The organism is Sabulicella flocculans (assembly GCF_045449635.1).
Lineage (GTDB): Bacteria > Pseudomonadota > Alphaproteobacteria > Acetobacterales > Acetobacteraceae > Roseococcus.
This window is the reverse complement of the sequence record NZ_JBJJBR010000014.1, coordinates 16,559-40,507: the sequence shown is the minus strand read 5'-3', so window position 1 is coordinate 40,507 and position 23,949 is coordinate 16,559. Positions and strand designations below refer to the sequence as shown.

Sequence of the window (23,949 nt, the reverse complement as noted above, 5' to 3'; positions counted from 1 at the left end):
GGCGGTCCTTCCTTCCCTGTCGCCCGCAGCTTAGCGCCCGGCCGAAGCGAGGAAAGCCCGCCCGGCGGCGGCGATGCGCGGGCGCGCGGCGGCGATGTGGCGCGCCTTGACGTGGCCGAAGCCCTTGATGCCCGCCCATGCGCGCAGCCAGGCCAGCAGCAGCGCCTCGTTGGCCGGGTGCAGGTGGCGGGTGAACTCCGCCAAGGTGGACAGGAACTCCTCGCGCAGGGCGCGCTCCTCGCGGCGCTCGGCGGTGTGGCCGAAGGGGTCCAGCCAGGTGCCGCGCAGCGCCTTGCCGTGGCGCAGGGCGCGGAAGGCCGTCGCCATCCAGGGGCCGAAGGCGCGCTTGCGCGTGCCCATCAAGGGCGGCGCCAGGTGGAAGGTGGGGCGCACCGCGCCGGCGAAGCGGCCATCGAGCCAGGAGGTGTCGGCGTGCAGCCGCGCCACCTCGTACTCGTCCTTGATGGCCATGGCGCGCCAGGCCTGGCGCGCCGCCTCGCGCAGCAGCGCCTCGTTGCCGGTGGCGGCGCGCAGGGCGGCCATCGCGCCCTCGAAGCGCGCGGCGTAGCGGGCGGACTGGTAGAGGCGCAGGTCGGCGGCGTGGCGGGCCAGCAGCGCCTCCAGCGGTTCCGGCGCCTCCGGCGCGGCGGGGCGGGCGCGGCGGCCGGCCTCGAAGGCGGCGAGGTTGCGCTCCACCTGGGCGCCGTTGAGCGTGATGGCGCGGCGCAGCGCGTCGCGGCCCAGCGGCAGCATCCCCGCCTGCCAGGCGGCGCCCAGCAGGAACACGTTGAGGAAGATGAGGTCGCCGAAGCCCTCCTCCACCGCGCGGGCGGCGGGCAGCGCCGTCACCGCCGCGCCGGTGGCGCGCAGGCTGTCCAGCATGGCCGCCGGGTCCTGCCGCGTCTCGGGGTCCAGCACGAAGGCGCCGGTGGGCGAGACGTCGGCGTTCACCACCACCCGCGTGCGCGCCCCCAGCATCGGCCGCGCCACCCGGCCCTGGGCGCCGATCAGGTCGGCGGCGATCACGGCGTCCGCCTGCCCGGCGCCGATGCGCGGCGAGGGCACGGCGCCGCCCGGGCGGCCGAGGCGGAGCTGGGCGTAGACCCCGCCCCCCTTCTGCGCCAGGCCCAGCATGTCCAGCGTGCGCACCGGGCGGCCCTCCATCTGCGCCGCCACCGCGAGGATCTGCGCCAGCGCGGTGACGCCCTGCCCGCCCACCCCCGCCAGCAGCAGGTTCCAGGTGCCGTCCGCCGCCGGCTCGGGCAGGGCGGGCTCCGGCGGCTCGCCGTCCAGCGCAGGCAGGGCGGGGCGCAGCGGCTCGGCGCCCTCGATGGTCACGAAGGAGGGGCAGAAGCCCTCCAGGCAGGACAGGTCCTGGTTGCAGGCGCTCTGGTCGATGCGGCGCTTGCGGCCCCAAGGCGTCTCCAGCGGCTCCACCGCGATGCAGTTGGAGGCGCGCGAGCAGTCGCCGCAATCCTCGCAGACGCGGGGGTTGATGACGGCGCGCCGCACCGCCGCGGCCGCGGTGCCGCGCTTGCGCATCCGCCGGCGCTCGGTGGCGCATTGCTGGTCGTAGATGAGCACGGAGACGCCGGGCACCTCCCGCAGCTCCCGCTGCACCGCGTCCAGCCCGGCGCGGGGGTGGAACGTGGCGAAGGCGGGCACCAGCGGATCGTCCCGGTGGCGGTCCGGGTCGTCGCCCACGATGGCGATGCGCGCCACGCCCTCGGCCGCCGCCTGGGCGGCGATGCGCGGCACGCTCACCTCGGCGTCGGGCGCCTGGCCGCCGGTCATCGCCACGGCGGAGTTCACCAGCACCTTGAAGGTCATGTCCGCCCGGGCCGCCACGGCGGCGCGGATGGCGAGGCTGCCGGAATGGGCATAGGTGCCGTCGCCCATGTTGGCGAAGACGTGGCGCGTCGTGGTGAAGGGGCGCTGGCCGATCCAGGGCGTGCCCTCGCCGCCCATCTGGGTGAACAGGTCGCTGTCGCGGCCCATGTCCTTGGCCAGGTAGTGGCAGCCGATGCCGGCCAGCGCGTGCGAGCCCTCGGGCACGCGGGTGGAGGTGTTGTGCGGGCAGCCGGGGCAGAAGAAGGGCGTGCGCAGCGCCACCGGCTCGCGCTGGGCGGCGGCCAGGGCGTCCAGCTCGGCCAGGCGGGCGCGCAGGGCGTCGGTCTGCAGCGCCTCGGGCAGCACGGCGGCCAGGGCGCGCAGCAGCTGCGCGGCGTCCAGCTCGGCCAGGTCGCTCAGCACGTCCTTGCCGTGCAGGCGCGGGCGGGCGGGCAGGTCGTACAGCGCCTCGCGCAGCTGGGGCTCCAGGAAGGCGCGGCGGTCCTCCACCACCAGGGCGGCCTCCAGGCCGGCGGCGAAGGCGCGCGCGCCCTGGGCGTCCAGCGGCCAAGCCAGGCCCACCTTCCAGATGCGCAGCCCGCCGATGCGCGCCAGCTCGGGCGTGATGGCGGCCTCGGCCAGGGCCTGCTTCAGGGTGGACCACGCCTTGCCGCGCACGGCGATGCCGAAGCGGGCCTGCGGGCTGTCCTGCACCAGGCGGTCGAAGCCGTTCAGCCGCGCGAAGGCCAGGGCGGCGGGCAGCTTCACGTGGCGCAGCCGCCGCTCCTGCTCCAGCGCCGTGTCCTTGAGGCGGATGTGCACGTCGCCCGCCGCCTCCGGCGCCACGCTGGCCAGCGCCGCGGGGTCCACCACCAGGGACATGGTGGCGTCCATCGTCTCGGCCACGCACTTCATGCCGACCCAGGTGCCGGCGTGGCGGCTCATCGCGATGGCCTTGACGCCGTATTCCAGCACCTCCGCCACGTCGGCGGGGTCGAGCATCGGCATCTCCAGGTCGGCGAAGGCGTGCTCGCTGCCGGAGGTGACGGTGGAGGACTTCGACGCCGGGTCGTCGCCGGCCAGGGCCAGCACGCCGCCCAGCGGCGCGGTGCCGGCGCCGTTGGCGTGGCGCAGCACGTCGCCCGAGCGGTCCACCCCCGGCCCCTTGCCATACCAGATGGCGAAGACGCCGTCCTGCCGCGCGCCGGGCAGCAGGCCGACCTGCTGCGTGCCCCAGCAGGCGGTGGCAGCCAGGTCCTCGTTCAGCCCGGGCTCGAAATGCACCCGCGCGGCCGCCAGCCGCGCTTTCTGCTTCCACAGCTCGCGGTCGTAGCCGCCCAGGGGCGAGCCGCGGTAGCCGCTGATGAAGGCCGCGGTGTCCAGCCCCGCCTGGGCGTCCAGCGCGCGGCGGATCAGCGGCAGGCGGACCAGGGCCTGGGTGCCGGTCAGCAGGGTTTCCTGGCCCGCGGCCTCCCAACGGTCCTCCAGGGACAGGCCCTCGCGCGTGATGCGGGTCATGGGGACACCTCCGGCTGGTTCGTTGGGGGAAGGATGGCCTGTCCTGCCCCGTGTTTCATCCCGTATTCTGGTGTGCACCGCCGAAAGGGCAGAAGGATCTTCCGCGATGGACGCCATTGACCGCCGCATCCTGCGCACCCTGCACCGGGAAGCGCGGCTGACCAACGCCGAGCTGGCCGAGCGGGTGGGCCTGTCCGCCAGCCCCTGCTGGGCGCGGGTGCGGCGGCTGGAGGCGGCGGGCGTCATCCGCGGCTACCGCGCCGAGCTGGACCAGGCGGCGCTGGGCCTGCCCGACACCGTGTGGATCGAGGTGATGACGGAGAAGCACGACGAGGCGCAGCTGGCGCGCTTCGAGGAGGCCATCGCCGCCATGCCGGAGGTGGTGGAGGCCTGGCTGGCGACGGGGGAGTACGACTACATCCTCAAGGCCGCGGTGGGCGGCACCGCGGGCTACGAGAAGCTGCTGCGGGAGAAGATCTACCGCCTGCCCGGGGTGCGCCACACCCGCACCGCCTTCGGGCTGCGCTGCCTGAAGCAGGTGTTCACCCCCGCCCCGGCGTGAGCGCGGCCTACCAGCCGAAGTCGAAGTCGCCCTGCGGCTTCAGCCGCACATAGGCGTCGGGGCCCCACCAGGACAGGCTGGCGTTCATGTAGTCGGCGCGGCTCCAGGCGCCGGAGTCGAGCAGCCCGGCGATGACGCCCTGCTCGTGCGCGGTCAGGGTGCCGCCGCGCGCCTCGGCGTACCAGGCGCGGGCGAAGGTGGCGTTGTCCATCCAGCCCCATTTCTGCTGGAAGGCGCCGATGCTGGTGACCAGCTGCGACAGGGACAGGGTGCTCAGCGCCCCGGCGTCCAGCAGGGCGTCGAGCTTGCGGTAGTGGTCGCTCGGCTGCTCGTTCAGCCCGGCGCGCAGCAGCACGTCCACCGAGCGCATGGTGGGGTCGCCCGTCACCAGCCCGCGCTCCAGCCGCGCGTCCACCGAGCCGATGTCGCGGCGCCACTGCGTCACCTCCAGCAGCAGCGCCTCGCGCGGGAGGCCGGCGGCGAGGCGCGCGGCGTGCCAGGTGACGGTGGCCTGGCCGATGTCCCAGTCCACCACGTTGGAGTAGAGGCGGCGGGCGAAGGCCGCGTCGTCCAGCGCGCCGAAGCTGGCGCGGAACACCGGGCCGTTGGCGATCCAGCGCGCGTAGTCCAGCTCGGTGAACCAGCCGGCGGCGAACAGCGCCGCCTCCCGCGCCAGCTCCACCGGGTCGGGCTCGCGGTTCAGGCCGGTCTCGAAGATGGCCCACAGCCGCGACTCGGGCGCGGCGGGGTCGAAGACGACGTCCACGTCCAGCAGGTCCAGCCGCTGCGGCTGCGGCGCCCAGAGCTCCCGCCCGTCGCGCAGGGTGAAGCGGAGGTTGGGGCCGAAGTCGCGCAGGCCGGCGATGTCGGCCAGCGCCCAGTCCACCTTCAGCCGGCCGCCGGACCAGGAGAAGCCCGTCGCCTCCTCGCCGGGCAGCACGAGGTTGGCCAGGGGCGCGCCGGGCAGCGCGGGGTTGGCCACGTTGATGCGCAGCTCGAACCCCGCCGACTGGGTGCCGTCGGAGGCCTCGACGAACAGGGAGCGCACCGGGCCGTCATAGGCCGAGAGCGACAGGCCCGGCTTCAGCCGCAGCGTGCTGCCCGACACCTCGAACATCCAGGCGTCGTCGTCGCGCAGGCGGAAGGTGAAGCCCGAGGCGGTGTCGGGGTCGGAGACGGCCAGCGTGCCGATCACCGCCCCTTGCGCGCCCACGTTCACCGTGCCGCCGCTGGCGAACCACAGCGCCTGTGGCGGGGTGTCGTCGCGGTCGAGCACCGTGACGGCGTAAGTCGAGGCCGATTCGGCGATGGAGCCGTCGGCCATGAAGAAGCGCAGGGTGAAGGACAGGGTCGGGCTGGCGGACAGCGCCTCGAAGTCGGCGCGGGCGAAGGGGGAGATCTCCAGCGTGCCGAACTGGCGGTTCAGCCGCACGTCGAAGAAGTCCGCCCCCGGGCCGACGAGGTCCACGAAGCGGATGGACGCGGGGTCGATGGACAGGCGGAGCTGGCCGAACCAGTCCCACGGGGCGGTGTTCTCGGCCAGGGTGGCCGGCAGCGTGCCGGACAGGTTGATGAGGCGCATGGGGCATCCGCGGCGGTTGGGCGGATGCCCCTTGTGCCGGGGCGCCGGTTGAGAAGCCGTGAAGGCGTCAGTGCGCCGCGGCGTCCTGGGCGTCGTAGTGGCGCTTCACCACGCCATAGGCCATCAGCAGGCCGAACAGCGTCATCAGCCCGCCGAAGGTGGCCAGGTAGCCCTCCCCCGCGGCGAGGGTGAACAGGCCCACCAGGGCGGTGAGGGCGTGGAAGGCGATGAAGAAGCCGGGCATCTCAGCGGTTCTTTCGGTTGGGGTGGTCGTCGTCGAACAGGATGCGGGTGGCGGCGCCGTCCAGGTCGTCATACTGGCCGGAGCGCATGGCCCAGAGGAAGCCGAGCAGCCCCAGCCCGCCCAGGAACAGCGCCGCGGGGATCAGGTACACCAGGATGTCCATTCAGCCCTCCTCTCCGGCGCGCCCCGCGCGCATCGCGTTGCCGATCACGGCCAGCGAGGAGGAGGCCATCACCAGCGCGGCGATCAGCGGCGTGGCGTAGCCGGCGATGGCCACCGGCACCGCCAGCACGTTGTAGCAGAAGGCGAAGGCGATGTTCTGCCGCGCCAGGCGCTGGGCGCGGCGGGCGGTGCCGATGGCGCGCGCCAGCGGCAGCAGCCCGCCGCCGCGCAGCACCAGGTCGCTGGCCGCCTGGGCCAGGTCCGTCCCCTCGCCCGGCGCGGCGGAGGCGTGGGCGGCGGCCAGGGCGGCGGCGTCGTTGATGCCGTCGCCCACCATCAGCACGCGCCGGCCCTGCGCCGCCAGGGCGGCGACGCGCGCGGCCTTGTCCTGCGGGCCGGCGGCGGCGGTCCATTCGGCGATGCCGGCCTCGGCGGCCAGGCGGGCCACCACGTCGGGCTGGTCGCCGCTCAGCAGCTCCACCGACAGGCCGGCCTCGCGCAGCGCCGCCACGGCGGCGGCGGCGTCCGGGCGCAGCCGGTCCTCGAAGCGGAAGGCCACCGGCGGCTGGCCGGGGCGCAGCAGGTGCAGCGCCATGCCGCCCCCGGCCGGCACGCCGCAGAAGCGGGCGGAGCCCAGCCGCGCGCCATCGGGCGCGGCCATGCCCTCGCCCGGGTGCTCCGTCACGCCCGGCAGCGGGGGCACGCCGGGGCAGGCGGCGGCCAGCGCCTGGGCCAGCGGGTGGCGCGAGGCGGCGGCCAGCGCGGCGGCGGCGCGCAGGTCGCCGTCGGTCCAGGCGCCGGGCAGCAGGGCGGGCTTGCCCTCGGTCAGGGTGCCGGTCTTGTCCAGCACGGCGTGGTCGGCGGTGGCCAGGCGCTCCAGCGCCGTCTCGCTGGCCACCAGCACGCCGCGGCGGAACAGCGCGCCCACCGCCACCACCTGCACCGCCGGCACCGCGATGGCCAGGCCGCAGGGGCAGGTGATGATCAGCGCCGCCACCGCCGGCACCAGCGCCTGCTGCCACGTCGCGCCGCCCAGCCACATCCAGCCCAGGAAGGTCAGCAGCGCCACCACATGCGCCACCGGCACGTAGATCCGCGCCGCGCGGTCGGCCAGGGAGGTCCAGCGGCTGCGCGCCTGCTCCGCGCGCTCCAGCAGCCGGGCCATGGCGGCCAGGGAGCCGTCGGCGGCGGCGGCGGTGACCCGCGCCCCGAAGGGCGCGCCCATGTTCACCGCGCCGGCCGGCAGCGCGGCGCCGGCGGCGAAGGGGCGGGGCAGGCTCTCGCCGGTGGTGGCGGCGGTGTCCAGCAGCGCCTCGGGCGAGAGCAGGGTGGCGTCCAGCCGCAGCCGCTCGCCGGTGGCGACCAGCAGGGTGGCGCCCACCGGCACGCGGTCCACCGGCAGCACCTGGCCATCGGCCAGGGTGGCGGCGCCATCCTGCAGGGCCAGCAGCTCGGCGACGCCCTGGCGGGCGCGGCGGCGGGCGGCGCGGTCCAGCACGCGCCCGGCCAGCATCAGCGCCAGCAGGGCGGTGGCGCCGTCGAACCAGGTGAAGTCGCCGTTGCGCCACGTCTCGCTGAGCGACATCAGCGTGGTGAGCAGGATGCCCAGCGAGACGGCGCAGTCCATGTTGACGCGGCCCTGCCGCAGCCCGCGCCAGGCGGAGCGGAACAGCGGCATCCCCGCCCAGGCCACCACCGGCACGCCGATCAGGGCGGCCAGCCAGTGCATCAGGTGGCGCGTCTGCGGCCCCATCTCCTCGCCGCCCGCCCAGACGGCGACGGAGACGAGCATGACGTTCATCGCCCCGAAGGTGGCGATGCCCAGGGCGCGGGTCAGCTCCCGGCCCTCGGCGTCCTCGGTGGCGCGCAGGCAGGCGGGGGTGAAGGGGGCGACGCGGAAGCCCAGCCGCGCCACCAGCGCCGCCAGCGCGTCGGCGCGCTCCGCCGGGCCGCGCCAGGTGACCAGCAGCCGGCGGGTGGACAGGTTGGCGCGGGCGCGCAGCACGTCGCCCTCGGCGGCCAGGGCCTGCTCCACCAGCCAGATGCAGGCGCCGCAGGTCAGCCCGGCGACCATCAGCTCCAGGCTGCGGCTGCCGTCGCGGTTCGGGCGCGACAGGGCGGCGAAGTCGGCGGCCGGGGCCTCCTGCGGGCGCAGGGCGCCGGTGGCGGATTCGCGGCGCAGGTAGAAGGCGTCGAGGCCCAGCCCCTGCACCAGCGCGTGCGCCCCCTCGCAGCCCGCGCAGCAGAAGCGGGCGGCGGAAGGGGCGCCGCAATGGGCGCAGCGGGGGGTCTCGATGAAGCTCACGGCAGCATCATGCGGTGCCGGATGTCCAGCCGTCCTTGATCGGGCGCAACCAGGCGCGCGCGCAGCTCCCACTGGCCGGCGCGCAGCCCCTCGGGCAGCGGCACCGAGAAGCGGCCCGGGCCGGCCACGGGCGCCAGGGGCACGCGCTCGCCGTCCAGCGGGCGCAGCAGCTCGCCTTCCAGCAGGCCGGGGATGGGGGCGCCGGCGCGGTCCGTCACCGTCACCAGCAGCGCCTCGGCGCGCGGCTGCGTCACCTGCGCGGTCCATCCCAGCGCGTCCTGGCGGGCCGCTTCCTCCAGCACGTGGTTGTAGGCGCGGCCGCGGTCGTAGGAGCGCCCGACGGTGGTGCCGGTGAAGGTGGTGACGGCGGAGGTGATGAGCACGGCGTTCACCGCGATCACCACCGCCATGCCGCCGACGAACACCCAGGGGATCCAGTTGCTCTTGCGTTGGCTCATGGGCGGGGCCCCTGGAAGGCGGAGGAGTGGGAGGCCTGCACCCGCCCCTGGGAGTCCAGCAGGCGGAAGGTGATGTCCACGTGCTCGGGCAGGCGCAGCGAGGGCGGGGCGGTGATGAAGGCGCGGTAGGACGCGATGGCGTCCGGGCGCGTCTTCAGCAGCGGGCGGCCATCGGGATCGGCCGGCGCGTCGGGCACCGTGACCTGCAGCCCGGCGGGGCCGGCGATCTCCAGCGTCAGCGTCGCGTCGTCGCGCAGCTTGTTGGCCAGCTTCAGCGTGTAGCCGTTGCGGATGCCGCCATCGGACAGCCGCACGAAGAGCGGCGCGCGGTCCGGCTGGACGGAGAGCGTCAGCGTCTCGCGCCAGAACCAGGAGCCCAGCATCAGCGCCAGCACGGCGGTGATGACGCCGGCGTAGATCAGCACGCGCGGGCGCGCCGGGTGCAGCGGCTTGCGCGCGGCCATGCCGACCGCGTTGCGCTGCGGGCCCGGCGCCATGCCGGCGGTGGCGGCGGTGGAGGCCGAGAGGTTGGCCAGCGTCTCGAAGGAGATCAGGCCCTTGTCGCGGCCCAGCTTGCCCATGACGTCGTCGCAGGCGTCGATGCACAGGCCGCAGCCGATGCATTCCAGCTGCTGGCCGTCGCGGATGTCGATGCCGGTGGGGCAGACATGCACGCAGGCCTTGCAGTCCACGCAGTCGCCCGCCGTGGGGTCGGTGGGCTTGCCGCGCTTCTCGCCGCGCCATTCGCGGTAGGTGACCACGAGGCTGTCGGGGTCCAGCATGGCGCCCTGGAAGCGCGGCCAGGGGCACATGTAGGTGCAGACCTGCTCGCGCGCCGCGCCGGCCAGCACGTAGGTGGTGGCGGTGAACAGGGCGATGAAGCCCAGCACCGTCAGGCTGGCCTGGAAGGTCACGATGTCGCGCACCAGGGTGGGCGCGTCCACGAAGTACATCACCCAGGCGCCGCCGGTGGCGAGCGCGATGCCCAGCCAGGCGGCGTGCTTGAGCACCTTCTTGCGCCACCAGGCGGCGTCGCGCGGGCCGTTGTCCAGCTTGATGCGGGCGTTGCGGTCGCCCTCGATCCGGCGCTCGACCCACATGAACAGGTCGGTCCAGACGGTCTGCGGGCAGGTGAAGCCGCACCACACGCGCCCGAACAGGGAGGTGACGGCGAACAGGCCGATGGCGCCTAGGATGAGCAGCCCGACGAGGTAGTAGATCTCCTGCGGCCAGATCTCGAACGGGCCGATGAACAGGCGCGCGTTCGTCAGGTCGGCCAGGAACATCTGGTCCGGCACGCCCGGGCCGCGGTTCCACCGCAGCCAGGGCGCGACGTAGTAAAGGCCCAGCAGCAGGCCGAGCACCGCCCACTTCACGGTCCTGACCGTGCCCTTGACGGCGCGCGGCTGGACCTTGACGTGCTTCGCGTAGAGCGAGGGCTCGGGCAGCGAAGCCTTGGGCTTCTCGGCCTGCATGACGGACATCTTCAGGTTACTCCCCGCCCCCGAGCGAATGCACGTAGACGGTCAGCATGTTGACGATGGCCGGGTCGAGCCGGGTGGCCCAGGCCGGCATGACGCCCGCGCGCGAGTAGGAGATGGAGCGCACGATGGAGGCCTTGTCCCCGCCGTAGAGCCAGATGCGGTCGCTCAGCCGCGGGGCGCCCATGTCGCGGTTGCCCTCGCCGCGCTCGCCGTGGCAGCTCGCGCAGTTCTCGGTGAACAGCGCCTCGCCGCGGCCGGCGGCGGCGGCGTCGGTGCTGCGGCCGGTGAGCGAGAGCACCCATTCGGCGGTGTCGGCGATCTGCGGCGCGGTCATCATGCCGGTGGCCAGGAAGGCCGGCATGGCGAGGCCGCGCTGCTCGTCGCTCTCGCCCGCGCGGACGCCGTGGCGGATGGTGTGGCCGATGGCCTCCAGGCTGCCGCCGTAGATCCAGTCGTCATCCGCGAGGCTGGGGTAGCCGCCCTGGGCCCCCTGCCCGCCCGAGCCGTGGCAGCCGGCGCAGTTCTGCGCGAAGGCGCCGCGGCCGCCGGCCAGGGCGAAGGCGCGCAGGCCGGGGTCGGCCGCCACCTGCTCGGGCGTCGCCTCGCGCAGGCGGGCCAGCATGGGCTCGATGCGCGCGCGCTCGCCCGCCACCTGGGCCGGCAGGTCGCCGCGGGCGGTCCAGCCGGTCAGCCCCTTCCAGCCGGTGCCCGGGATGGCGGGGTAGAGCACTACCCACACCAGCGAGAACAGGATGGTGGCGTAGAGCGTCCAGAGCCACCACCGCGGCAGCGGGGTGTTCAGCTCCTTCAGCCCGTCCCACTCGTGGCCGGTGGTCATCTGGCCCGAGATGGCGTCCTTCTCGATCTTGGTCGGCATCAGCTTCGGCCTTCCCTGCCGGAATTGTCGTCGTCGTCACGCAGGACCATCCGGCCCCGCTCCTCCCACAGCTTCCTGCGGGAGGGCCTCAGCACCCAGAACAGGATTCCCCCGAAGAGCAGGAAGAACCACAGCACCCAGAGGCTGCTGAACAAGGGTTGCAGCGCATGAAGGGCTTGCATCCGCGGCCGCCCCTCAATGCTGGTCCAGCTGCTCGGGCGTCACGTCGCGGAACTGGACGAGGGTGCCGAGCATCTGCAGGTAGGCCACCAGCGCGTCCATCTCCGTCACCGCGTTCGCGTTGCCGTCGAAGGCGCCCTGGCGGGCACGGGGGTAGCGGGCGGCGAAGGCCGTGCCGTCCGCGTCCGGCCGGGCCTGGGCTTCCAGGTCGGCGCGGGCGTTGGCGATCATCTCCGCCGTGTAGGGCACGCCCAGCGCCGCCTGCGCCCGCAGGTGGTTCTCGATGGCCGCGTAGTCGAGCGGGCGGTCGAGGAAGGCGTAGGGCGGCATGATGCTGTCAGGCACCAGCGCGCGCGGGGAGCGCAGGTGCTCGGCGTGCCAGTCGTCGGAGTAGCGGCCGCCCACGCGCGCCAGGTCGGGCCCGGTGCGCTTGGAGCCCCACTGGAAGGGCCGGTCGTACATGCTCTCCGCGGCCAGCGAGAAGTGGCCGTAGCGCTCGTTCTCGTCGCGGAAGGGGCGCACCATCTGGCTGTGGCAGGCGTAGCAGCCCTCGCGGACGTAGATGTTGCGCCCCAGCAGCTCCAGCGGGGTGTAGGGGCGCATGCCCTGCACGCGCTCGATCGTGGTCTCCACGGTGAACAGCGGGACGACCTGCGCCAGGCCGCCGATGGACACCGTGATGAGGGTGAGCACCGCGAGCAGGATGACGTTGCGCTCGATGTGCCCGTGGGTGAAGTTCTTGAACATGGGCCGCGCCCTCCTCACTCGGCCGGGGCGGGCTGGGCGGCGGGCGCGGCGTAGCGCTCCTCCGCCACCGCCTCGCCGACGGTGATGGTCTTGTACATGTTCCACGCCATCAGGATCGCGCCGGTCAGGTACAGCAGCCCGCCGGTCATGCGGATGACGTAGTAGGGGTGCATGGCGGCCACCGTCTCGATGAACGAGTACTGGAGGAAGCCCAGCTCGTCATACGCGCGCCACATCAGGCCCTGCATGATGCCCGAGACCCACATCGCGGTGATGTAGAGCACGATGCCCAGCGTCGCGAGCCAGAAGTGCCAGGCGATCAGCTTCTGCGACCACATGGCCGCGCGCCGCCACAGCACCGGCACCAGCCAGTACAGGGCGCCGAAGGTGATGAAGCCGTTCCAGCCCAGCGCGCCCGAATGCACGTGGCCGATGGTCCAGTCCGTGTAGTGCGACAGGCTGTTCACCGCCTTGATGGACATCACCGGCCCTTCGAAGGTGGACATGCCGTAGAAGGCCACCGCGGTGACGGAGAAGCGCAGCCCGGCGTCGGTGCGCAGCTTGTCCCACGCGCCGCTCAGGGTCATGATTCCGTTGATCATGCCGCCCCAGGAGGGCATCCACAGCATCACGGAGAACACCATGCCCAGGGTCTGCGCCCAGTCGGGCAGGGCGGTGTAGTGCAGGTGGTGCGGGCCGGCCCAGATGTAGAGGAAGATGATGGACCAGAAGTGCACGATGGACAGGCGGTAGGAGTAGACCGGCCGGTTCGCCTGCTTGGGGATGAAGTAGTACATCATGCCCAGGAAGCCCGCGGTCAGGAAGAAGCCCACCGCGTTGTGGCCGTACCACCACTGGATCATCGCCCCCTGCACGCCCGCGGGCGCCGCGTAGGAGAAGGTGGAGCCCATCCACAGCGGCAGCGAGATGTTGTTGCCGATGTGCAGCATCGCGACGGTGATGATGAAGGCCAGCAGGAACCAGTTGGCCACGTAGATGTGCGGCTCCTCGCGGCGCATGATCGTGCCGACGAAGGACACCAGGTACATCACCCACAGCACGGTCAGCCACAGGTCGGAGAACCACTCGGGCTCGGCGTATTCCTTGCCCTGGGTGACGCCCAGCACGTAGCCCAGCGCGGCGGTGACGATGAAGAACTGGTAGCCCCAGAACAGGTACCAGCCCATCTCCTCGCCGCCCCACAGCCGGGCGCGGCAGGTGCGCTGGACGATGTACAGGCTGGTGCCGATCAACGCGTTGCCGCCGAAGGCGAAGATCACGGCGGAGGTGTGCACCGGGCGCAGGCGGCCGAAGCTCGTCCACTCGAGGTCGAGGTTCAGCAGGGGCCAGGCCAGCTGGGAGGCGATGACCACCCCCATCAGGAAGCCCACGATCCCCCAGAACATGGTGGCGATGGCGAAGGCGCGGATCGGCGCCTCGACGTAGGCCACCTCCGTCCTTGCTGTTGCCCCGGCCCAGCTTCCCGGGCCGGCGGCGGTTGCGGCGCTGGCCATGCGTCTCTCCTCGTTCTAGGCCATCCAGGGCGCAATTCGCCCCGCATGGGGCCCTTTGGACCCGCTGGCGCCGATCGTCCTTGATCGAAATCAAGGGCGGATGGTCTGCTGGCGGGCAATGATCCTCGGGAGGACGCAGGCCATGAGCATCGACATCACCCCCACGCCGCTTTCCCTGCCCAGCAAGGTGAGGCTGGTCGCCACCGACCGCCCCTGGACCTGGCTGGCCCTGGGCTGGCGCGACCTGCAGGCGGCGCGCCCCATCAGCCTGGCCTACGGCGCAGGGCTGACGCTGTTCGGCTGGCTGCTGGTCCTGCTGCTGTTCGAGGTGGGCACGCCCTGGGCCATCCTGCCGGCCACGGCGGGGTTCTTCATCCTGGCGCCGCTGCTGGCCGCCGGCCTGTACGAGACCTCGCGCCGGCTGGAGCTGGGCGAGCGGCCGAGCCTGGCCGACGCCATGGGCGGCTTCCGCCGCAACGGGGTGCAGCTGGCGATGATCGGCGCCCTGCTGCTGGTGATCCACCTGTTCTGGACCCGCATCGCCGGGCTGCTGTTCGCGCTGTTCTTCGGCATGAACTTCTCGCCCACCCTGGCGGAGCTGCCGGTGGCCATGCTGCGCTCCGGCCACATCCTGCCCTTCCTGCTGATCGGCACCGGCTTCGGCTTCGTGCTGGCCTCCGCCGCCTTCGCCGCCTGCGCCGTGTCCATCCCCATGCTGGTGGACCGGCCGGAGGTGAGCTTCCTGGAGGCGGTGACGGTGTCCATCCAGGCGGTGATGGAGAACTGGCGCGCCATGGCGCTGTGGGCCGGGCTGATCGTGGTGTTCACCGGGCTGGCGCTGGTGCCTTTCTTCCTGGGGCTGCTGGTGGCGATGCCGCTGATCGGCCACGCCACCTGGCACGCCTACCGGGAGCTGGTGCCGCGCTGAGGCCTGCGGCGCCCGCTTCCCCTCAGGCCAGCAGGCGCAGCGCCAGCCCGGCCAGCACCGCGCCGTTCAGCACGAACAGCGCCCCGGCGGCGACGCGCGCCCGCGGCCCGGCGAGGCGCCGGAAGAAGCCGCCCAGCGCCGCCACCCCCACCAGCGCCGGCACCGTGCCGGCCACGAAGCCCAGCATGGCCAGCCCGCCCGCCAGGGCCGAGCCGGCGGCCGCCGCCCCGGCCAGCGCGCCCCACAGCAGCCCGCAGGGCAGCGCCGAGAGCAACAGCCCCAGCCGGTACTGCGCCCAGGGGCCGGGGGCGGCCAGCAGGGGGCCGATGCGCGCGTCCAGCGCCGCCGGCAGCCGGGGCGCCGGCAGGCGGGGCAGCAGGGCGGCCAGCCGCGCCGAGCCCTGGGCCAGCATCAGCAGCGCCGCCAGCAGCAGCAGCCCCGCGCCCAGGAAGCGCAGCCCCGCCAGCCCCGCCAGCGCCCCGCCCAGCCCGCCGGCCAGCGCGCCCAGCGCCACGTAGCCGGTGGCGCGGCCGAGGTGGTAGGGCCACAGCGCCGCCCCGGCCAGCCGCCGCAGCGCCCCGCCTGACAGCGCCGCATCCGCCCGCGCGCCCGCCTGGGCCAGCACGAAGGGGCCGCACATGCCGGCGCAATGGGTCAGCCCCCCGGCCAGCCCGGCCAGGAACAGCGCGCCCATCAGCGCCGGCACCCCGGAGGGGCCGAGGGCGGCGAGGCCGTGCAGGCAATCCAGCAGCATGCGCCTTCCTGGCAGGGCGGCCGCCGCCGCGCCTTGCGCCACGTCAAACCGCGCGGCGGGCGGGCGCGCGCCGCGCTTGCGCCGGCGCCGGGAACATGGTGCTTGCACGCCATGACCGGGCCGCAAGAGGCAGAGCCAGCTCCGGCGGGGGCCAAGACCGCCGCCTTCCGCCTGCGCCTGCGCCCGCGCGAGAGCCTGGCCGCGGAGATCCTGCAGCTGCGCGCGGCGCTGGAGCAGGCGCAGGCGGCGCTGGAGCAGCGCGACGCCGTCATCCGCGCCCTGCTGTCCTCGCGCTCCTGGCGGCTCTCGGCGCCGCTGCGCGCGCTGACCCGCCGGCTGCGGGCGGAGGCGGAGCCCGCCGCGCCGCCGCCCCTGCCGCCCCTGTTGCCGCCGCCCGCCCCGGCCCCGGCGGCGGCAACAGGGGCGCCAGGGGCGGCGGCCCTGACCCCGCTGCCCGTCACCCCAGCCCAGGCGGCGGCGCATCGCCGCGTGCTGGGGCTGGACCTCGCGCCGCCCGCCATCGGCGTCGGGCTGGTGGCGCCGGGGGGTGGGTCGGCGCGGCTGCATGCCTCGCTGGCAGCCGCGCGCCTGCCGGGCTGGGCGCGCGTCTTCCCGGCGCCGGAGGCCGCCTTCGCGGCCGGGGCGGATCTGGCGATGGCCGTGCCGGAGGGCGCGGCGCTGGACACGCAGTGCCTGTGGCGCCTGGCGCAGGCGCACCTGGCGGCGGAGGGCCGGGCGGTGCTGGAGGCGACGGCCTTTCCCGACGAGAACCCCCGCCCCTTCGACCCGGACCGCTTCGACATCCCCTGGCTGTCCCCGCACGGCTGGGCCATGCCGCGCGCCGCCTGGGAGGCCGCCGGCTGGGCCGGCCCGGAGGCGGCAGCGGGGCTGGGCCGGCGCGCCGCGGCGGCGGGCTTCGCGCTGCGCCTGGTGCCGCACGCGCTGCTGCTGGCGCCGCCGCCGGCGGGAGGCAGCGCCGCCGGGGCCCGATGGAGATGACCGCCCCGGCCGACCCGCGCCACGCGGCGGAGGGCGTGGACACCGTCATCCGCCTGCACGACCCCTCCCGGCTGGAGGAGCTGCGCCGGGCGGTGCTGTCGGTTGCGGCGCAGGAGCACCGGCCGCAGCACGTCCTGGTCTGCACGCAGCGCTTCGACGGGGCGGCGCAGGCCGCGCTGCGCGCCGCGCTGGAGCCCATCCTGGCGTGGTCGGGGCTGACGGCGACGCTGGCCAACCACCCGGAGCCTGAGCCACCGGACGGCCGCGCGGTGCTGGCCAACCTGGGCATCGCCCGGGCGCGCGGGCGCTACCTGGGCTTCCTGGACCATGACGACCTGCTGCTGGGCGGCGCGCACGCGCACCTCATCGGCCGGCTGCGCGCCAGCGGGGCGGCCATCGCCTTCGGCCGCACCCCCGCGGTGCCCACCCTGGTGAGCGGCCCGCTGCTGCTGGCGCAGGGGCGCCGACAGCCCTTCACCGGCCGCAGCCTGGGCGAGCTGTTCCGCGCCAACTTCGCCCCCCTGCACTCCTGGCTGCTGGACCGCGCCCGGCTGCCCGAGGGGCTGCTGCGCCTGGAGCCGATGCTGACGCGGGAGGAGGACTACGACCTGCTGCTGCGCGTCTGCGCCGCCGCCCCGGCGGATTTCAGCGGCATCGAGCACGCGGTCGGCCTGTACGTGCAGAAATCGGACGGCACCAACACCCTGCCGCTGGACGCCACGGCCGAGGTGGACGACCTGGAGGAGGAGGCGCGCATCTTCGTGGAGGGCCGGCGGCGCATCACCCTGCTGGCGCCCGCGGTGCAGCGCGCGCTGGGCCTGGCCGAGCCCGAGCCCGGCCTGACCATCCGCGCCTGGCTGGACCGCCAGGACGGGGGCTGAGGCGCCTCAGCCCAGCATGGTCCGCGCCTCGAACAGCTCGGGGAAGAAGCGGTGGTCCAGCACGCCCTTCAGGTAGGACACGCCGGCACTGCCGCCGGTGCCGGGCAGCGAGCCGATGATGCGCTCCACCGTGCGCATGTGGCGGAAGCGCCAGGTCTGGAAGCTGTCCTCGATGTCCACCAGCTCCTCCGCCAGTTCGTAGAGCTGCATCTCCCGCTCGCCGGCGCGGTAGATGGCGGCCCAGGCGGCGGTGACCGCGGGGTGCGGGGCGTGGCGCCGCGTCGGGTCGCGCTCCAGCACCTCGGGCGGGATGGGGTGGCCGCGGCGGTGCAGCAGGCGCAGCGCCTCGTCGTACAGGCTCGGCGCGGCCAGCGCCTGCTCCAGCACCGCGTGCAGGTCGGGGCGGTGGCGGTGCGGCGCCAGCTTGGCGGGGTCCTTGCCGCCCAGGCGGAACTCCAGCAGCCGGTACTGCCAGGACTGGAAGCCGGAGGAGGAGCCCAGCACCCCGCGGAAGGCGGCGAAGTCGTTGGGCGTCATGGTCGCCAGCACGTCCCAGGCATCGGTCATCTCGTGCTGGATGCGCGCGACGCGGGCGGTGGCCTTGAAGGCGGGGCCGAGGTCGTCGGCGCGGATGCGGTCCATCGCCAGGGAGAGTTCGTGCAGCATCAGCTTCATCCACAGCTCCTGCACCTGGTGGATGGCGATGAAGAGGTGCTCGTCGTGATGGCCCGACAGGGTGCGCTGGGCGGCCAGCAGCGTGTCCAGCCCCAGGTAGTCGCCATAGGACATCCGCGCGCTGAAATCGGTGGTGATGCCTTCGCCCATGCCGCGATTGCCTCCATGATGAGGCGGCCATGCTGGACCTTCGCGCGGATTTTTCCCACTTCCTCGGCAGCCAGCCGGGGCGGCTGCATTTCGCGGCGCACAGCCACCATCCCTGGCCGGATGCCACGCGCGCCGCCCAGCTGGCGGCGTGGGACTGCGCGGCGCGGCTGCAGGACGGCAAGTGGGACGAGGTGCTGGGCCCGCTGTGGCGGGAGGCGCAGGCGCGCATCGCCGCCCTGCTGAACCTGCCCGACCCCGGCACGCTGTGCTTCGCGCCCAACACCCACGAGTTCGTCGGCCGCATCCTGTCCGCCCTGCCGGAACGCCCGCGCGTGCTGACCACCACCGGCGAGTTCCATTCCTTCGGCCGGCAGATCGCCCGGCTGGAGGAGGAAGGGCTGGTTTCCGTCACCCGCGTGGAGTCCGAGCCCGGCCCTGCGGTGCCGGAGCGGCTGGCCACGGCGGCGAAGGCGGGCTTCGACCTGGTGTGGGTGTCCCAGGTGTTCTTCAACTCGGGCTGGGCGGTGGACCCCGCGGCGGTGACCGAGGCCGCCGGGCCGGACGCCGTGCTGGTGCTGGATGGCTACCACGGCTTCATGGCCCGCCCGACCGACCTTTCCGCCGTCGCGCACCGCGCCTTCTACCTCTCCGGCGGCTACAAATACGCCATGGGGGGCGAGGGCTGCGCCTTCCTGCACGCGCCCCCCGGCTGGCTGCCGCGGCCGCGCGACACCGGCTGGTACGCCGCCTTCGGCGCGCTGTCCGGCGCGCAGCGCGGCGTGCCCTATGCGGCGGACGGCATGCGCTTCATGGGCGCGACCTTCGACCCCTCGGGGCTGTTCCGGCAGGTGGCGGCGCTGCGCTGGCTGGAGGAGCGCGGCGTGACGGTGGCGGAGATCCACGCCCATGCCCGGGCGCTGGCGGCGCGCTTCGTGGCGGGGCTGGCGGGCACCGGGCTGGACGGGGCGCGGCTGGTGGTGCCCGTGGACGAACCGATGCGCGGCAACTTCCTGTGCCTGGACCTGCCGGATGCGGAGGCATGGCACCGGCGGCTGGAGTCGCGCGGCGTGGTGACCGACCGCCGCGGCACCCGGCTGCGCCTGGGCTTCGGGATCTACCAGACCTTCGACGAGGTGGACGCGTTGCTGGCGCGGCTGCACCCGTGATCGCGCTGAGCATGGGCGAGCCCGTCGGCATCGGCCCGGAGGTGACGGCCAAGGCGTGGCTTGCCGGCGCGCCGCCCTTCTGCGTGCTGGGCGATGCCGCGCTGTATGCCGGCGTGCCGGTGGCGCGGGTGGCATCCATCGAGGAAGCGGCGGCCGCCTTCGGCCACGCCCTGCCGGTGCTGCACCGCCCCCTGCCCGCCCCCGCCACGCCCGGCGTGCTGGAGCCGCGCAACGCCCCCGCCGTCATCGCCGCCATCGCCGAGGCGGTGGCGCTGGCCCAGGCCGGGCGGGCCGGTGCCGTCGTCACCTGCCCCATCCAGAAATCCGTGCTGACCGCCGCCGGCTTCCCGCATCCCGGCCACACCGAGTTCCTGGGCGAACTCGCCGGCACCGGCGTGCCCCCGGTGATGATGCTGGCATGCCCGGAACTGCGCGTGGTGCCGGTGACGGTGCACGAGCCCCTGGCGCGGGCCATCGCCCGCCTGACGCCGGAGCTGATCGCGGAGCATGCCCGCATCACCCATGCCGCGCTGGTGCGCGACTTCGGCATCGCGCAGCCGCGCCTCGCGGTCGCCGGGCTGAACCCCCATGCCGGCGAGGCCGGCACGCTGGGCCATGAGGACCAGGCCATCGTCGCCCCCGCCGTGGCGCTGCTGCGCGCCGAGGGCATCCTCGCCACCGGCCCGCACCCGCCGGACACGCTGTTCACCGCGCTCGCCCGCCCGACCTACGACGCCGCCATCTGCCTGTATCACGACCAGGCGCTGATCCCCCTCAAGACGCTGGACATGGAGGGCGGGGTGAACGTGACGCTCGGCCTGTCGGTCATCCGCACCAGCCCGGACCACGGCACCGCGCTGGACATCGCCGGGCGCGGCATCGCCTCCCCCCATTCCCTGCTGGCCGCGCTGCGGCTGGCCGACCAGCTCCTCAGGACCCGCCCATGCGCCTCTCGGTGAACATCGACCACGTCGCCACGCTGCGGAACGCCCGCGGCGGCGGCCACCCCTGCCCGGTGCGCGCGGCGCGCGCATGCCTGGACGCGGGGGCGGACGGCATCACCCTGCACCTGCGCGAGGACCGCCGCCACATCCGCGACGCCGACGTGTTCCGCATCGCCGCCGAGGTGCCCACCCGCCTGAACTTCGAGATGGCCGGCACGGCGGAGATGGTGGCCATCGCCCTGCGCCTGCGGGCCGGCCACGCCCTGGCCGCCTGCTGCATCGTGCCGGAAAAGCGCCAGGAGCTGACCACGGAGGGCGGGCTGGACGTCCTGCGCGCCGGCCCCGCCCTGGAAGCCCAAGTGCGCGAGCTGGCGGCGGCCGGCATCGAGGTGGCGCTGTTCGTCGAGCCCGACGCCGCGCAGATCGCCGAGGCGGCGCGGATCGGCGCCCAGGCGGTGGAGTTGCACACCGGCACCTATGCCGATGCCGCCCCCGCGGACCGCCCCGCCCTGGCCGCCCGCCTGGCCGAGGGCGCGCGCGCCGCCGCCGCGCTGGGGCTGAAGGTGCATGCCGGGCACGGGCTGGGCTTCGACACGGTGGGCGCCATCGCCGCCATGCCGGAGGTGGAGGAGGTGTCCATCGGCCACTTCCTGGTCGGCGCGGCGCTGTTCGAGGGCGGGCTGGCCGGCGCGGTGCGGCGCATGCGGGATGCGATTCGCGAAATGCGGGGCTGATTCGCGCTTCGCGGCTGGCCCGGCGGGGCGCGCCGCGGGCAAACCCGTGTTTTCCCTGGCTTGCAACGCCTGGGCATTGACTGGCACGGACCCTGCATTGCCCCGGGCAGGCAGGGCCGATGGTGGCCCGCCGCGACACCGGAAGGACGCCGCCATGCAGACCAACATGACCCTGATGAAGTCCCTGCCGCGCCGGCGCGAGGAGCAGCAGTCGCTGCTGTCCTACAGCGCGCAGGGCGCCGCCTCCATGGGGTTCCTGCTGTTCCTGTTCTGGATGGCCGGGCTGCAGTTCTGACGCCCGGCGGCGCTCAGGCGGCGCGGGGCAGCGCGGCGGCCTGGCGCAGGAAGCGGTCGCGCTTCCATTCCAGCAGCTTCCAGGAGGCGCGGGCCGCCACGGCGGACATCCGCCCGCGCGGTTCCAGCCCGATGGACTTGAAGATCATGCCCATGCCGCGCTCGATGTGGCGGAAGCGGTAATAGGCCATGGAGCGGCCCATGTAGGCGGCCGAGCAGCGGCCGTGGTCGTAGGCCATGGATTCCGGCTCGTTCGCGCAGTGGTAGGCGAAGGCGAGCTCGTCATCCTCCGTCTCGCCGATGCGGCCCAGCGCCACGCGCAGGCGGCGGGGGAAGGACAGGTTCTCGCGCTGCAGGTAGCGCTTCATGTGGTCGTAGAACAGCTTGAAGTGGCGGTACTCGTCCGCCGCGATCAGGCGGCAGATCTCCTTCAGCACCGGCTCCTCCGACGCCTCGCCCAGCGCAGTGTAGTAGGAGGAGGTGCCGGTCTCCACCATGCAGCGCGCGATCAGCTCGCCGGTGCGGGAGCCGCGGACGGAGGCGTCGGCGGTGACGTCGATGCGGAAGCCGGCGCGGTAGCGCGCGAAGGCGGCGCGGTAGTCGAAGGCGGGGTCGGCCAGCATCGCCCACTTGCCCAGCGCGTCGCCGTGCTGGTTCTCCTCCTCCGCCCAGTTGTCGGCGGCGGCGGCGAAGTCGGGGTCGCCCACGAAGACCGATTTCAGGTAGGCGGCGTAGTCGTCGCCGTTGCGCTCGACCATGGCGGCGGACTTGACCAGGGTGATGACGCCGGGGTCCACCTTCGCGGGGTCGAAGCGATCCCACGCCACCTGCTCGATCGTCCAGTGCTTCATGGGCGCGACATGCGCCCAAGCGCGGCCCGAATCAAGCGGGCGGGCTCAACTGGCCGCGTTCAGTTCGCCTGGGCGGCGTCGCGCATGGCGCGCATCGCCAGCAGGCGGGCCATGGCGGCGTCGCGCTTCTCCGGCGTGTCCATGGCGGCGGCCTGGTAGGCGGCCTCGGCCTCGGCCACGCGGCGGTCGGCCTCGGCGCGGCTCAGCGCGGCGACCGGCGTCGCCTCGTCGGCCAGGACGGTGACGCGGGTGGGGGTGATCTCGGCGAAGCCGCCGGCGACGAACAGGCGCTCGGTCTCGGCGCCGTTCTCGCGCACGCGGATGGTGCCGCCGCGCAGCGCCACGATCATCGGCGCGTGGCCGGCGAGCACGCCCATCTCGCCCTCGGCGGCGGGGATGATCGCCATCTCCACCTCGCGCGAGAGGAGCAGCTTTTCCGGCGAGACGAGTTCGAGCTGGAAGTTGGCCATCAGAGCCCCCCTAAGGACCTACCGGATGAGGTGGCCGGCCGGGACCGGCACCGCGAACTGAGGATGCGCCGGCAACGCCGGCGCCGCGCCCAGACCGGCTTCCCAGCCGGCGCACCCGTGGCAGGCGCGGAAGCCAAGGCGGCGGCGCCGCCGCCCGGCGTCTGAGGGCACTAAAGACGAACCATTGAAGAAGCCGTTCAAGCGGCCTGCTTCAAGGTTTCTCCCTTCTTCACGGCTTCTTCAATGGTGCCGACCATGTAGAAGGCGGCCTCGGGCAGGTGGTCGTACTCGCCGGAGCAGATGGCGGCGAAGGAGCGCACGGTGTCGTCCAGCTTCACGAACACGCCCGGCGTGCCGGTGAACACCTCGGCCACGTGGAAGGGCTGGCTCAGGAAGCGCTGGATCTTGCGCGCGCGCGCCACCACCAGCTTGTCCTCCTCGCTCAGCTCATCCATGCCCAGGATGGCGATGATGTCCTGCAGGGACTTGTAGGTCTGCAGGATGCGCTGCACCTCGCGCGCCACGCGGTAGTGCTCGTCGCCCACGATGCGCGGGTCGAGCGCGCGGCTCGTGGAGTCGAGCGGGTCCACCGCCGGGAAGATGCCCAGCTCGGCGATGGAGCGGTTGAGCACCGTGGTGGCGTCCAGGTGGGCGAAGGAGGTGGCGGGCGCCGGGTCCGTCAGGTCGTCCGCCGGCACGTAGATGGCCTGCACGGAGGTGATGGAGCCCTTCTTGGTGGAGGTGATGCGCTCCTGCAGCGCGCCCATGTCGGTGGACAGCGTCGGCTGGTAGCCCACCGCGGAGGGGATGCGGCCCAGCAGCGCCGACACCTCGGCGCCGGCCTGGGTGAAGCGGAAGATGTTGTCGATGAAGAACAGCACGTCCTGGCCCTGCTCGTCGCGGAAGTACTCCGCGATGGACAGGCCCGACAGGGCCACGCGGGCGCGCGCGCCCGGCGGCTCGTTCATCTGGCCGTAGACCAGCGCCACCTTGGAGCCCTCGGTGGTGCCCTCGCCCAGCTTGATGACGCCGGCGTCCACCATCTCGTGGTAGAGGTCGTTGCCCTCGCGCGTGCGCTCGCCCACCCCGGCGAAGACGGACACGCCGCCATGCGCCTTGGCGACGTTGTTGATCAGCTCCTGGATGGTCACGGTCTTGCCGACGCCGGCGCCACCGAACAGGCCGATCTTGCCGCCCTTCAGGTAGGGGGCCAGCAGGTCGATGACCTTGATGCCGGTGACCAGGATCTCGGCGCTGGTCGCCTGCTCCTCGAAGGCCGGGGCCTCGCGGTGGATGGGGAAGAACTGGGTGGCGCCCACCGGGCCGCGCTCGTCGATCGGCTCGCCGATGACGTTGAGGATGCGGCCCAGCGTGGCCGGGCCGACCGGGACGGAGATGCCCGAGCCGGTGTCCACCGCCTGGGCGCCGCGCGTCAGGCCGTCGGTGGTGTCCATGGCGATGGTGCGCACGGTGCGCTCGCCCAGGTGCTGCGCGACCTCGAGCACCAGCTTCTGCCCGTTCACGTCCACGTGCAGGGCGTTGAGGATGGCCGGCAGCTCGGCGGGGAACTGCACGTCCACCACGGCGCCGAGAACCTGCGTGACCTGACCAACGTTGTTCTTCATCGTCGTGGCTCCTTA

24 protein-coding genes are annotated in these 23,949 nt (G+C 73.9%); 8 read left to right on the top strand and 16 right to left on the bottom strand.

From position 1 onward, the window contains the following. Positions 1-30: 30 nt before the first annotated feature. Positions 31-3,348 (bottom strand): indolepyruvate ferredoxin oxidoreductase family protein, encoded by a 3,318-nt coding sequence (locus tag ACI6QG_RS13410; protein WP_407025078.1) that lies wholly within the window; start codon positions 3,346-3,348, stop codon positions 31-33. A 106-nt stretch (positions 3,349-3,454) separates the two neighbouring features. On the opposite strand from ACI6QG_RS13410, the gene ACI6QG_RS13405 reads away from it, so the two are divergent. Beyond that, on the top strand, positions 3,455-3,910 hold the full coding sequence (locus tag ACI6QG_RS13405) for an Lrp/AsnC family transcriptional regulator (protein WP_407025077.1): 456 nt from the start codon (positions 3,455-3,457) through the stop codon (positions 3,908-3,910). A 7-nt stretch (positions 3,911-3,917) separates the two neighbouring features. Here the strand turns inward: ACI6QG_RS13405 and ACI6QG_RS13400 are convergent, their stop codons facing one another. From ACI6QG_RS13400 to ccoN, 10 genes are all read right to left on the bottom strand, one after another. Then, complete coding sequence (locus ACI6QG_RS13400; RefSeq protein WP_407025076.1) at positions 3,918-5,492, bottom strand: hypothetical protein; 1,575 nt, start codon at positions 5,490-5,492, stop codon at positions 3,918-3,920. 67 nt (positions 5,493-5,559) lie between these two features. Beyond that, positions 5,560-5,736: a hypothetical protein gene (locus ACI6QG_RS13395; RefSeq protein WP_407025075.1), complete on the bottom strand. Its 177-nt coding sequence runs from the start codon at positions 5,734-5,736 to the stop codon at positions 5,560-5,562. A 1-nt stretch (position 5,737) separates the two neighbouring features. Next, entirely contained in the window at positions 5,738-5,899 is a 162-nt protein-coding gene (gene ccoS / locus ACI6QG_RS13390; RefSeq protein WP_407025074.1) for a cbb3-type cytochrome oxidase assembly protein CcoS, read from the bottom strand. Beyond that, entirely contained in the window at positions 5,900-8,203 is a 2,304-nt protein-coding gene (locus ACI6QG_RS13385) for a heavy metal translocating P-type ATPase (RefSeq protein WP_407025073.1), read from the bottom strand. Further along, positions 8,200-8,661, bottom strand: coding sequence for a FixH family protein (locus ACI6QG_RS13380; protein ID WP_407025072.1), 462 nt, complete (start codon positions 8,659-8,661; stop codon positions 8,200-8,202). Before ACI6QG_RS13380 ends, ACI6QG_RS13385 begins: the two co-directional genes overlap by 4 nt. After that, complete coding sequence (gene ccoG / locus ACI6QG_RS13375; protein WP_407025071.1) at positions 8,658-10,145, bottom strand: cytochrome c oxidase accessory protein CcoG; 1,488 nt, start codon at positions 10,143-10,145, stop codon at positions 8,658-8,660. The genes ACI6QG_RS13380 and ccoG overlap by 4 nt, the downstream gene beginning before the upstream one ends. A gap of 7 nt (positions 10,146-10,152) precedes the next feature. Continuing rightward, positions 10,153-11,022, bottom strand: a complete 870-nt coding sequence (gene ccoP, locus ACI6QG_RS13370; protein WP_407025070.1) for a cytochrome-c oxidase, cbb3-type subunit III — start codon at positions 11,020-11,022, stop codon at positions 10,153-10,155. Further along, the gene (locus ACI6QG_RS13365; RefSeq protein WP_407025069.1) at positions 11,022-11,204 is read right to left on the bottom strand and encodes a cbb3-type cytochrome oxidase subunit 3; all 183 of its coding nucleotides are present in this window, start codon (positions 11,202-11,204) and stop codon (positions 11,022-11,024) included. Before ACI6QG_RS13365 ends, ccoP begins: the two co-directional genes overlap by 1 nt. Positions 11,205-11,217: 13 nt before the next feature. After that, the gene (gene ccoO, locus ACI6QG_RS13360) at positions 11,218-11,949 is read right to left on the bottom strand and encodes a cytochrome-c oxidase, cbb3-type subunit II (RefSeq protein WP_407025068.1); all 732 of its coding nucleotides are present in this window, start codon (positions 11,947-11,949) and stop codon (positions 11,218-11,220) included. A 14-nt stretch (positions 11,950-11,963) separates the two neighbouring features. Then, positions 11,964-13,463 carry a cytochrome-c oxidase, cbb3-type subunit I gene (gene ccoN, locus ACI6QG_RS13355; RefSeq protein ID WP_407025067.1) on the bottom strand — a complete coding sequence of 500 codons (1,500 nt, stop codon included), beginning with the start codon at positions 13,461-13,463 and terminating at the stop codon, positions 11,964-11,966. Positions 13,464-13,605: 142 nt separating this feature from the next. Here ccoN and ACI6QG_RS13350 point away from each other — a divergent pair, with 142 nt between their 5' ends. After that, the gene (locus tag ACI6QG_RS13350; protein ID WP_407025066.1) at positions 13,606-14,391 is read left to right on the top strand and encodes a DUF2189 domain-containing protein; all 786 of its coding nucleotides are present in this window, start codon (positions 13,606-13,608) and stop codon (positions 14,389-14,391) included. Between the two features lie 22 nt (positions 14,392-14,413). Here ACI6QG_RS13350 and ACI6QG_RS13345 read toward each other — a convergent pair whose 3' ends face one another. After that, positions 14,414-15,145 (bottom strand): urease accessory protein UreH domain-containing protein, encoded by a 732-nt coding sequence (locus ACI6QG_RS13345; RefSeq protein ID WP_407025065.1) that lies wholly within the window; start codon positions 15,143-15,145, stop codon positions 14,414-14,416. 111 nt (positions 15,146-15,256) lie between these two features. Between ACI6QG_RS13345 and ACI6QG_RS13340 the strand changes: the two genes are divergently transcribed. Further along, a complete protein-coding gene (locus tag ACI6QG_RS13340; protein WP_407025064.1) occupies positions 15,257-16,144 on the top strand; it encodes a hypothetical protein in 888 nt (295 codons plus the stop codon). Then, the gene (locus tag ACI6QG_RS13335; RefSeq protein ID WP_407025062.1) at positions 16,141-17,025 is read left to right on the top strand and encodes a glycosyltransferase family 2 protein; all 885 of its coding nucleotides are present in this window, start codon (positions 16,141-16,143) and stop codon (positions 17,023-17,025) included. Before ACI6QG_RS13340 ends, ACI6QG_RS13335 begins: the two co-directional genes overlap by 4 nt. A 6-nt stretch (positions 17,026-17,031) precedes the next feature. On the opposite strand, the gene ACI6QG_RS13330 is transcribed toward ACI6QG_RS13335, so the two are convergent. Beyond that, positions 17,032-17,850, bottom strand: a complete 819-nt coding sequence (locus ACI6QG_RS13330; RefSeq protein ID WP_407025061.1) for a tryptophan 2,3-dioxygenase — start codon at positions 17,848-17,850, stop codon at positions 17,032-17,034. A 29-nt stretch (positions 17,851-17,879) separates the two neighbouring features. Between ACI6QG_RS13330 and ACI6QG_RS13325 the strand changes: the two genes are divergently transcribed. From ACI6QG_RS13325 to ACI6QG_RS13310, 4 genes are all read left to right on the top strand, one after another. Continuing rightward, entirely contained in the window at positions 17,880-19,016 is a 1,137-nt protein-coding gene (locus ACI6QG_RS13325; protein ID WP_407025060.1) for an aminotransferase class V-fold PLP-dependent enzyme, read from the top strand. An 11-nt stretch (positions 19,017-19,027) separates the two neighbouring features. After that, positions 19,028-19,975: a 4-hydroxythreonine-4-phosphate dehydrogenase PdxA gene (gene pdxA / locus ACI6QG_RS13320; protein ID WP_407025135.1), complete on the top strand. Its 948-nt coding sequence runs from the start codon at positions 19,028-19,030 to the stop codon at positions 19,973-19,975. Beyond that, entirely contained in the window at positions 19,960-20,694 is a 735-nt protein-coding gene (locus ACI6QG_RS13315) for a pyridoxine 5'-phosphate synthase (RefSeq protein ID WP_407025059.1), read from the top strand. The genes pdxA and ACI6QG_RS13315 overlap by 16 nt, the downstream gene beginning before the upstream one ends. 154 nt (positions 20,695-20,848) lie before the next feature. Next, positions 20,849-20,989: a hypothetical protein gene (locus tag ACI6QG_RS13310; RefSeq protein ID WP_407025058.1), complete on the top strand. Its 141-nt coding sequence runs from the start codon at positions 20,849-20,851 to the stop codon at positions 20,987-20,989. A gap of 13 nt (positions 20,990-21,002) precedes the next feature. Here the strand turns inward: ACI6QG_RS13310 and ACI6QG_RS13305 are convergent, their stop codons facing one another. From ACI6QG_RS13305 to atpD, 3 genes are all read right to left on the bottom strand, one after another. After that, positions 21,003-21,839 (bottom strand): acyl-ACP desaturase, encoded by an 837-nt coding sequence (locus ACI6QG_RS13305; RefSeq protein ID WP_407025057.1) that lies wholly within the window; start codon positions 21,837-21,839, stop codon positions 21,003-21,005. Between the two features lie 59 nt (positions 21,840-21,898). After that, complete coding sequence (gene atpC / locus ACI6QG_RS13300) at positions 21,899-22,309, bottom strand: ATP synthase F1 subunit epsilon (RefSeq protein WP_407025056.1); 411 nt, start codon at positions 22,307-22,309, stop codon at positions 21,899-21,901. A 197-nt stretch (positions 22,310-22,506) separates the two neighbouring features. Next, a complete protein-coding gene (atpD, locus tag ACI6QG_RS13295) occupies positions 22,507-23,934 on the bottom strand; it encodes a F0F1 ATP synthase subunit beta (protein ID WP_407025055.1) in 1,428 nt (475 codons plus the stop codon). Positions 23,935-23,949: the final 15 nt, after the last annotated feature.

Coding starts and splice junctions, on each gene's coding strand:
- ccoS (WP_407025074.1), bottom strand. CDS start 5,899: ATGGACATCCTGGTGTACCTGATCCCCGCGGCGCTGTTCCTGGGCGGG.
- ccoO (WP_407025068.1), bottom strand. CDS start 11,949: ATGTTCAAGAACTTCACCCACGGGCACATCGAGCGCAACGTCATCCTG.
- ACI6QG_RS13350 (WP_407025066.1), top strand. CDS start 13,606: ATGAGCATCGACATCACCCCCACGCCGCTTTCCCTGCCCAGCAAGGTG.
- ACI6QG_RS13345 (WP_407025065.1), bottom strand. CDS start 15,145: ATGCTGCTGGATTGCCTGCACGGCCTCGCCGCCCTCGGCCCCTCCGGG.
- ACI6QG_RS13395 (WP_407025075.1), bottom strand. CDS start 5,736: ATGCCCGGCTTCTTCATCGCCTTCCACGCCCTCACCGCCCTGGTGGGC.
- ACI6QG_RS13305 (WP_407025057.1), bottom strand. CDS start 21,839: ATGAAGCACTGGACGATCGAGCAGGTGGCGTGGGATCGCTTCGACCCC.
- ACI6QG_RS13310 (WP_407025058.1), top strand. CDS start 20,849: ATGCAGACCAACATGACCCTGATGAAGTCCCTGCCGCGCCGGCGCGAG.
- ACI6QG_RS13400 (WP_407025076.1), bottom strand. CDS start 5,492: ATGCGCCTCATCAACCTGTCCGGCACGCTGCCGGCCACCCTGGCCGAG.
- atpC (WP_407025056.1), bottom strand. CDS start 22,309: ATGGCCAACTTCCAGCTCGAACTCGTCTCGCCGGAAAAGCTGCTCCTC.
- ccoP (WP_407025070.1), bottom strand. CDS start 11,022: ATGCCGACCAAGATCGAGAAGGACGCCATCTCGGGCCAGATGACCACC.
- ACI6QG_RS13325 (WP_407025060.1), top strand. CDS start 17,880: ATGCTGGACCTTCGCGCGGATTTTTCCCACTTCCTCGGCAGCCAGCCG.
- ACI6QG_RS13330 (WP_407025061.1), bottom strand. CDS start 17,850: ATGGGCGAAGGCATCACCACCGATTTCAGCGCGCGGATGTCCTATGGC.
- atpD (WP_407025055.1), bottom strand. CDS start 23,934: ATGAAGAACAACGTTGGTCAGGTCACGCAGGTTCTCGGCGCCGTGGTG.
- ACI6QG_RS13340 (WP_407025064.1), top strand. CDS start 15,257: ATGACCGGGCCGCAAGAGGCAGAGCCAGCTCCGGCGGGGGCCAAGACC.
- ccoN (WP_407025067.1), bottom strand. CDS start 13,463: ATGGCCAGCGCCGCAACCGCCGCCGGCCCGGGAAGCTGGGCCGGGGCA.
- ACI6QG_RS13380 (WP_407025072.1), bottom strand. CDS start 8,661: ATGAGCCAACGCAAGAGCAACTGGATCCCCTGGGTGTTCGTCGGCGGC.
- ccoG (WP_407025071.1), bottom strand. CDS start 10,145: ATGTCCGTCATGCAGGCCGAGAAGCCCAAGGCTTCGCTGCCCGAGCCC.
- ACI6QG_RS13315 (WP_407025059.1), top strand. CDS start 19,960: ATGCGCCTCTCGGTGAACATCGACCACGTCGCCACGCTGCGGAACGCC.
- ACI6QG_RS13365 (WP_407025069.1), bottom strand. CDS start 11,204: ATGCAAGCCCTTCATGCGCTGCAACCCTTGTTCAGCAGCCTCTGGGTG.
- ACI6QG_RS13405 (WP_407025077.1), top strand. CDS start 3,455: ATGGACGCCATTGACCGCCGCATCCTGCGCACCCTGCACCGGGAAGCG.
- ACI6QG_RS13410 (WP_407025078.1), bottom strand. CDS start 3,348: ATGACCCGCATCACGCGCGAGGGCCTGTCCCTGGAGGACCGTTGGGAG.
- ACI6QG_RS13335 (WP_407025062.1), top strand. CDS start 16,141: ATGACCGCCCCGGCCGACCCGCGCCACGCGGCGGAGGGCGTGGACACC.
- pdxA (WP_407025135.1), top strand. CDS start 19,028: ATGGGCGAGCCCGTCGGCATCGGCCCGGAGGTGACGGCCAAGGCGTGG.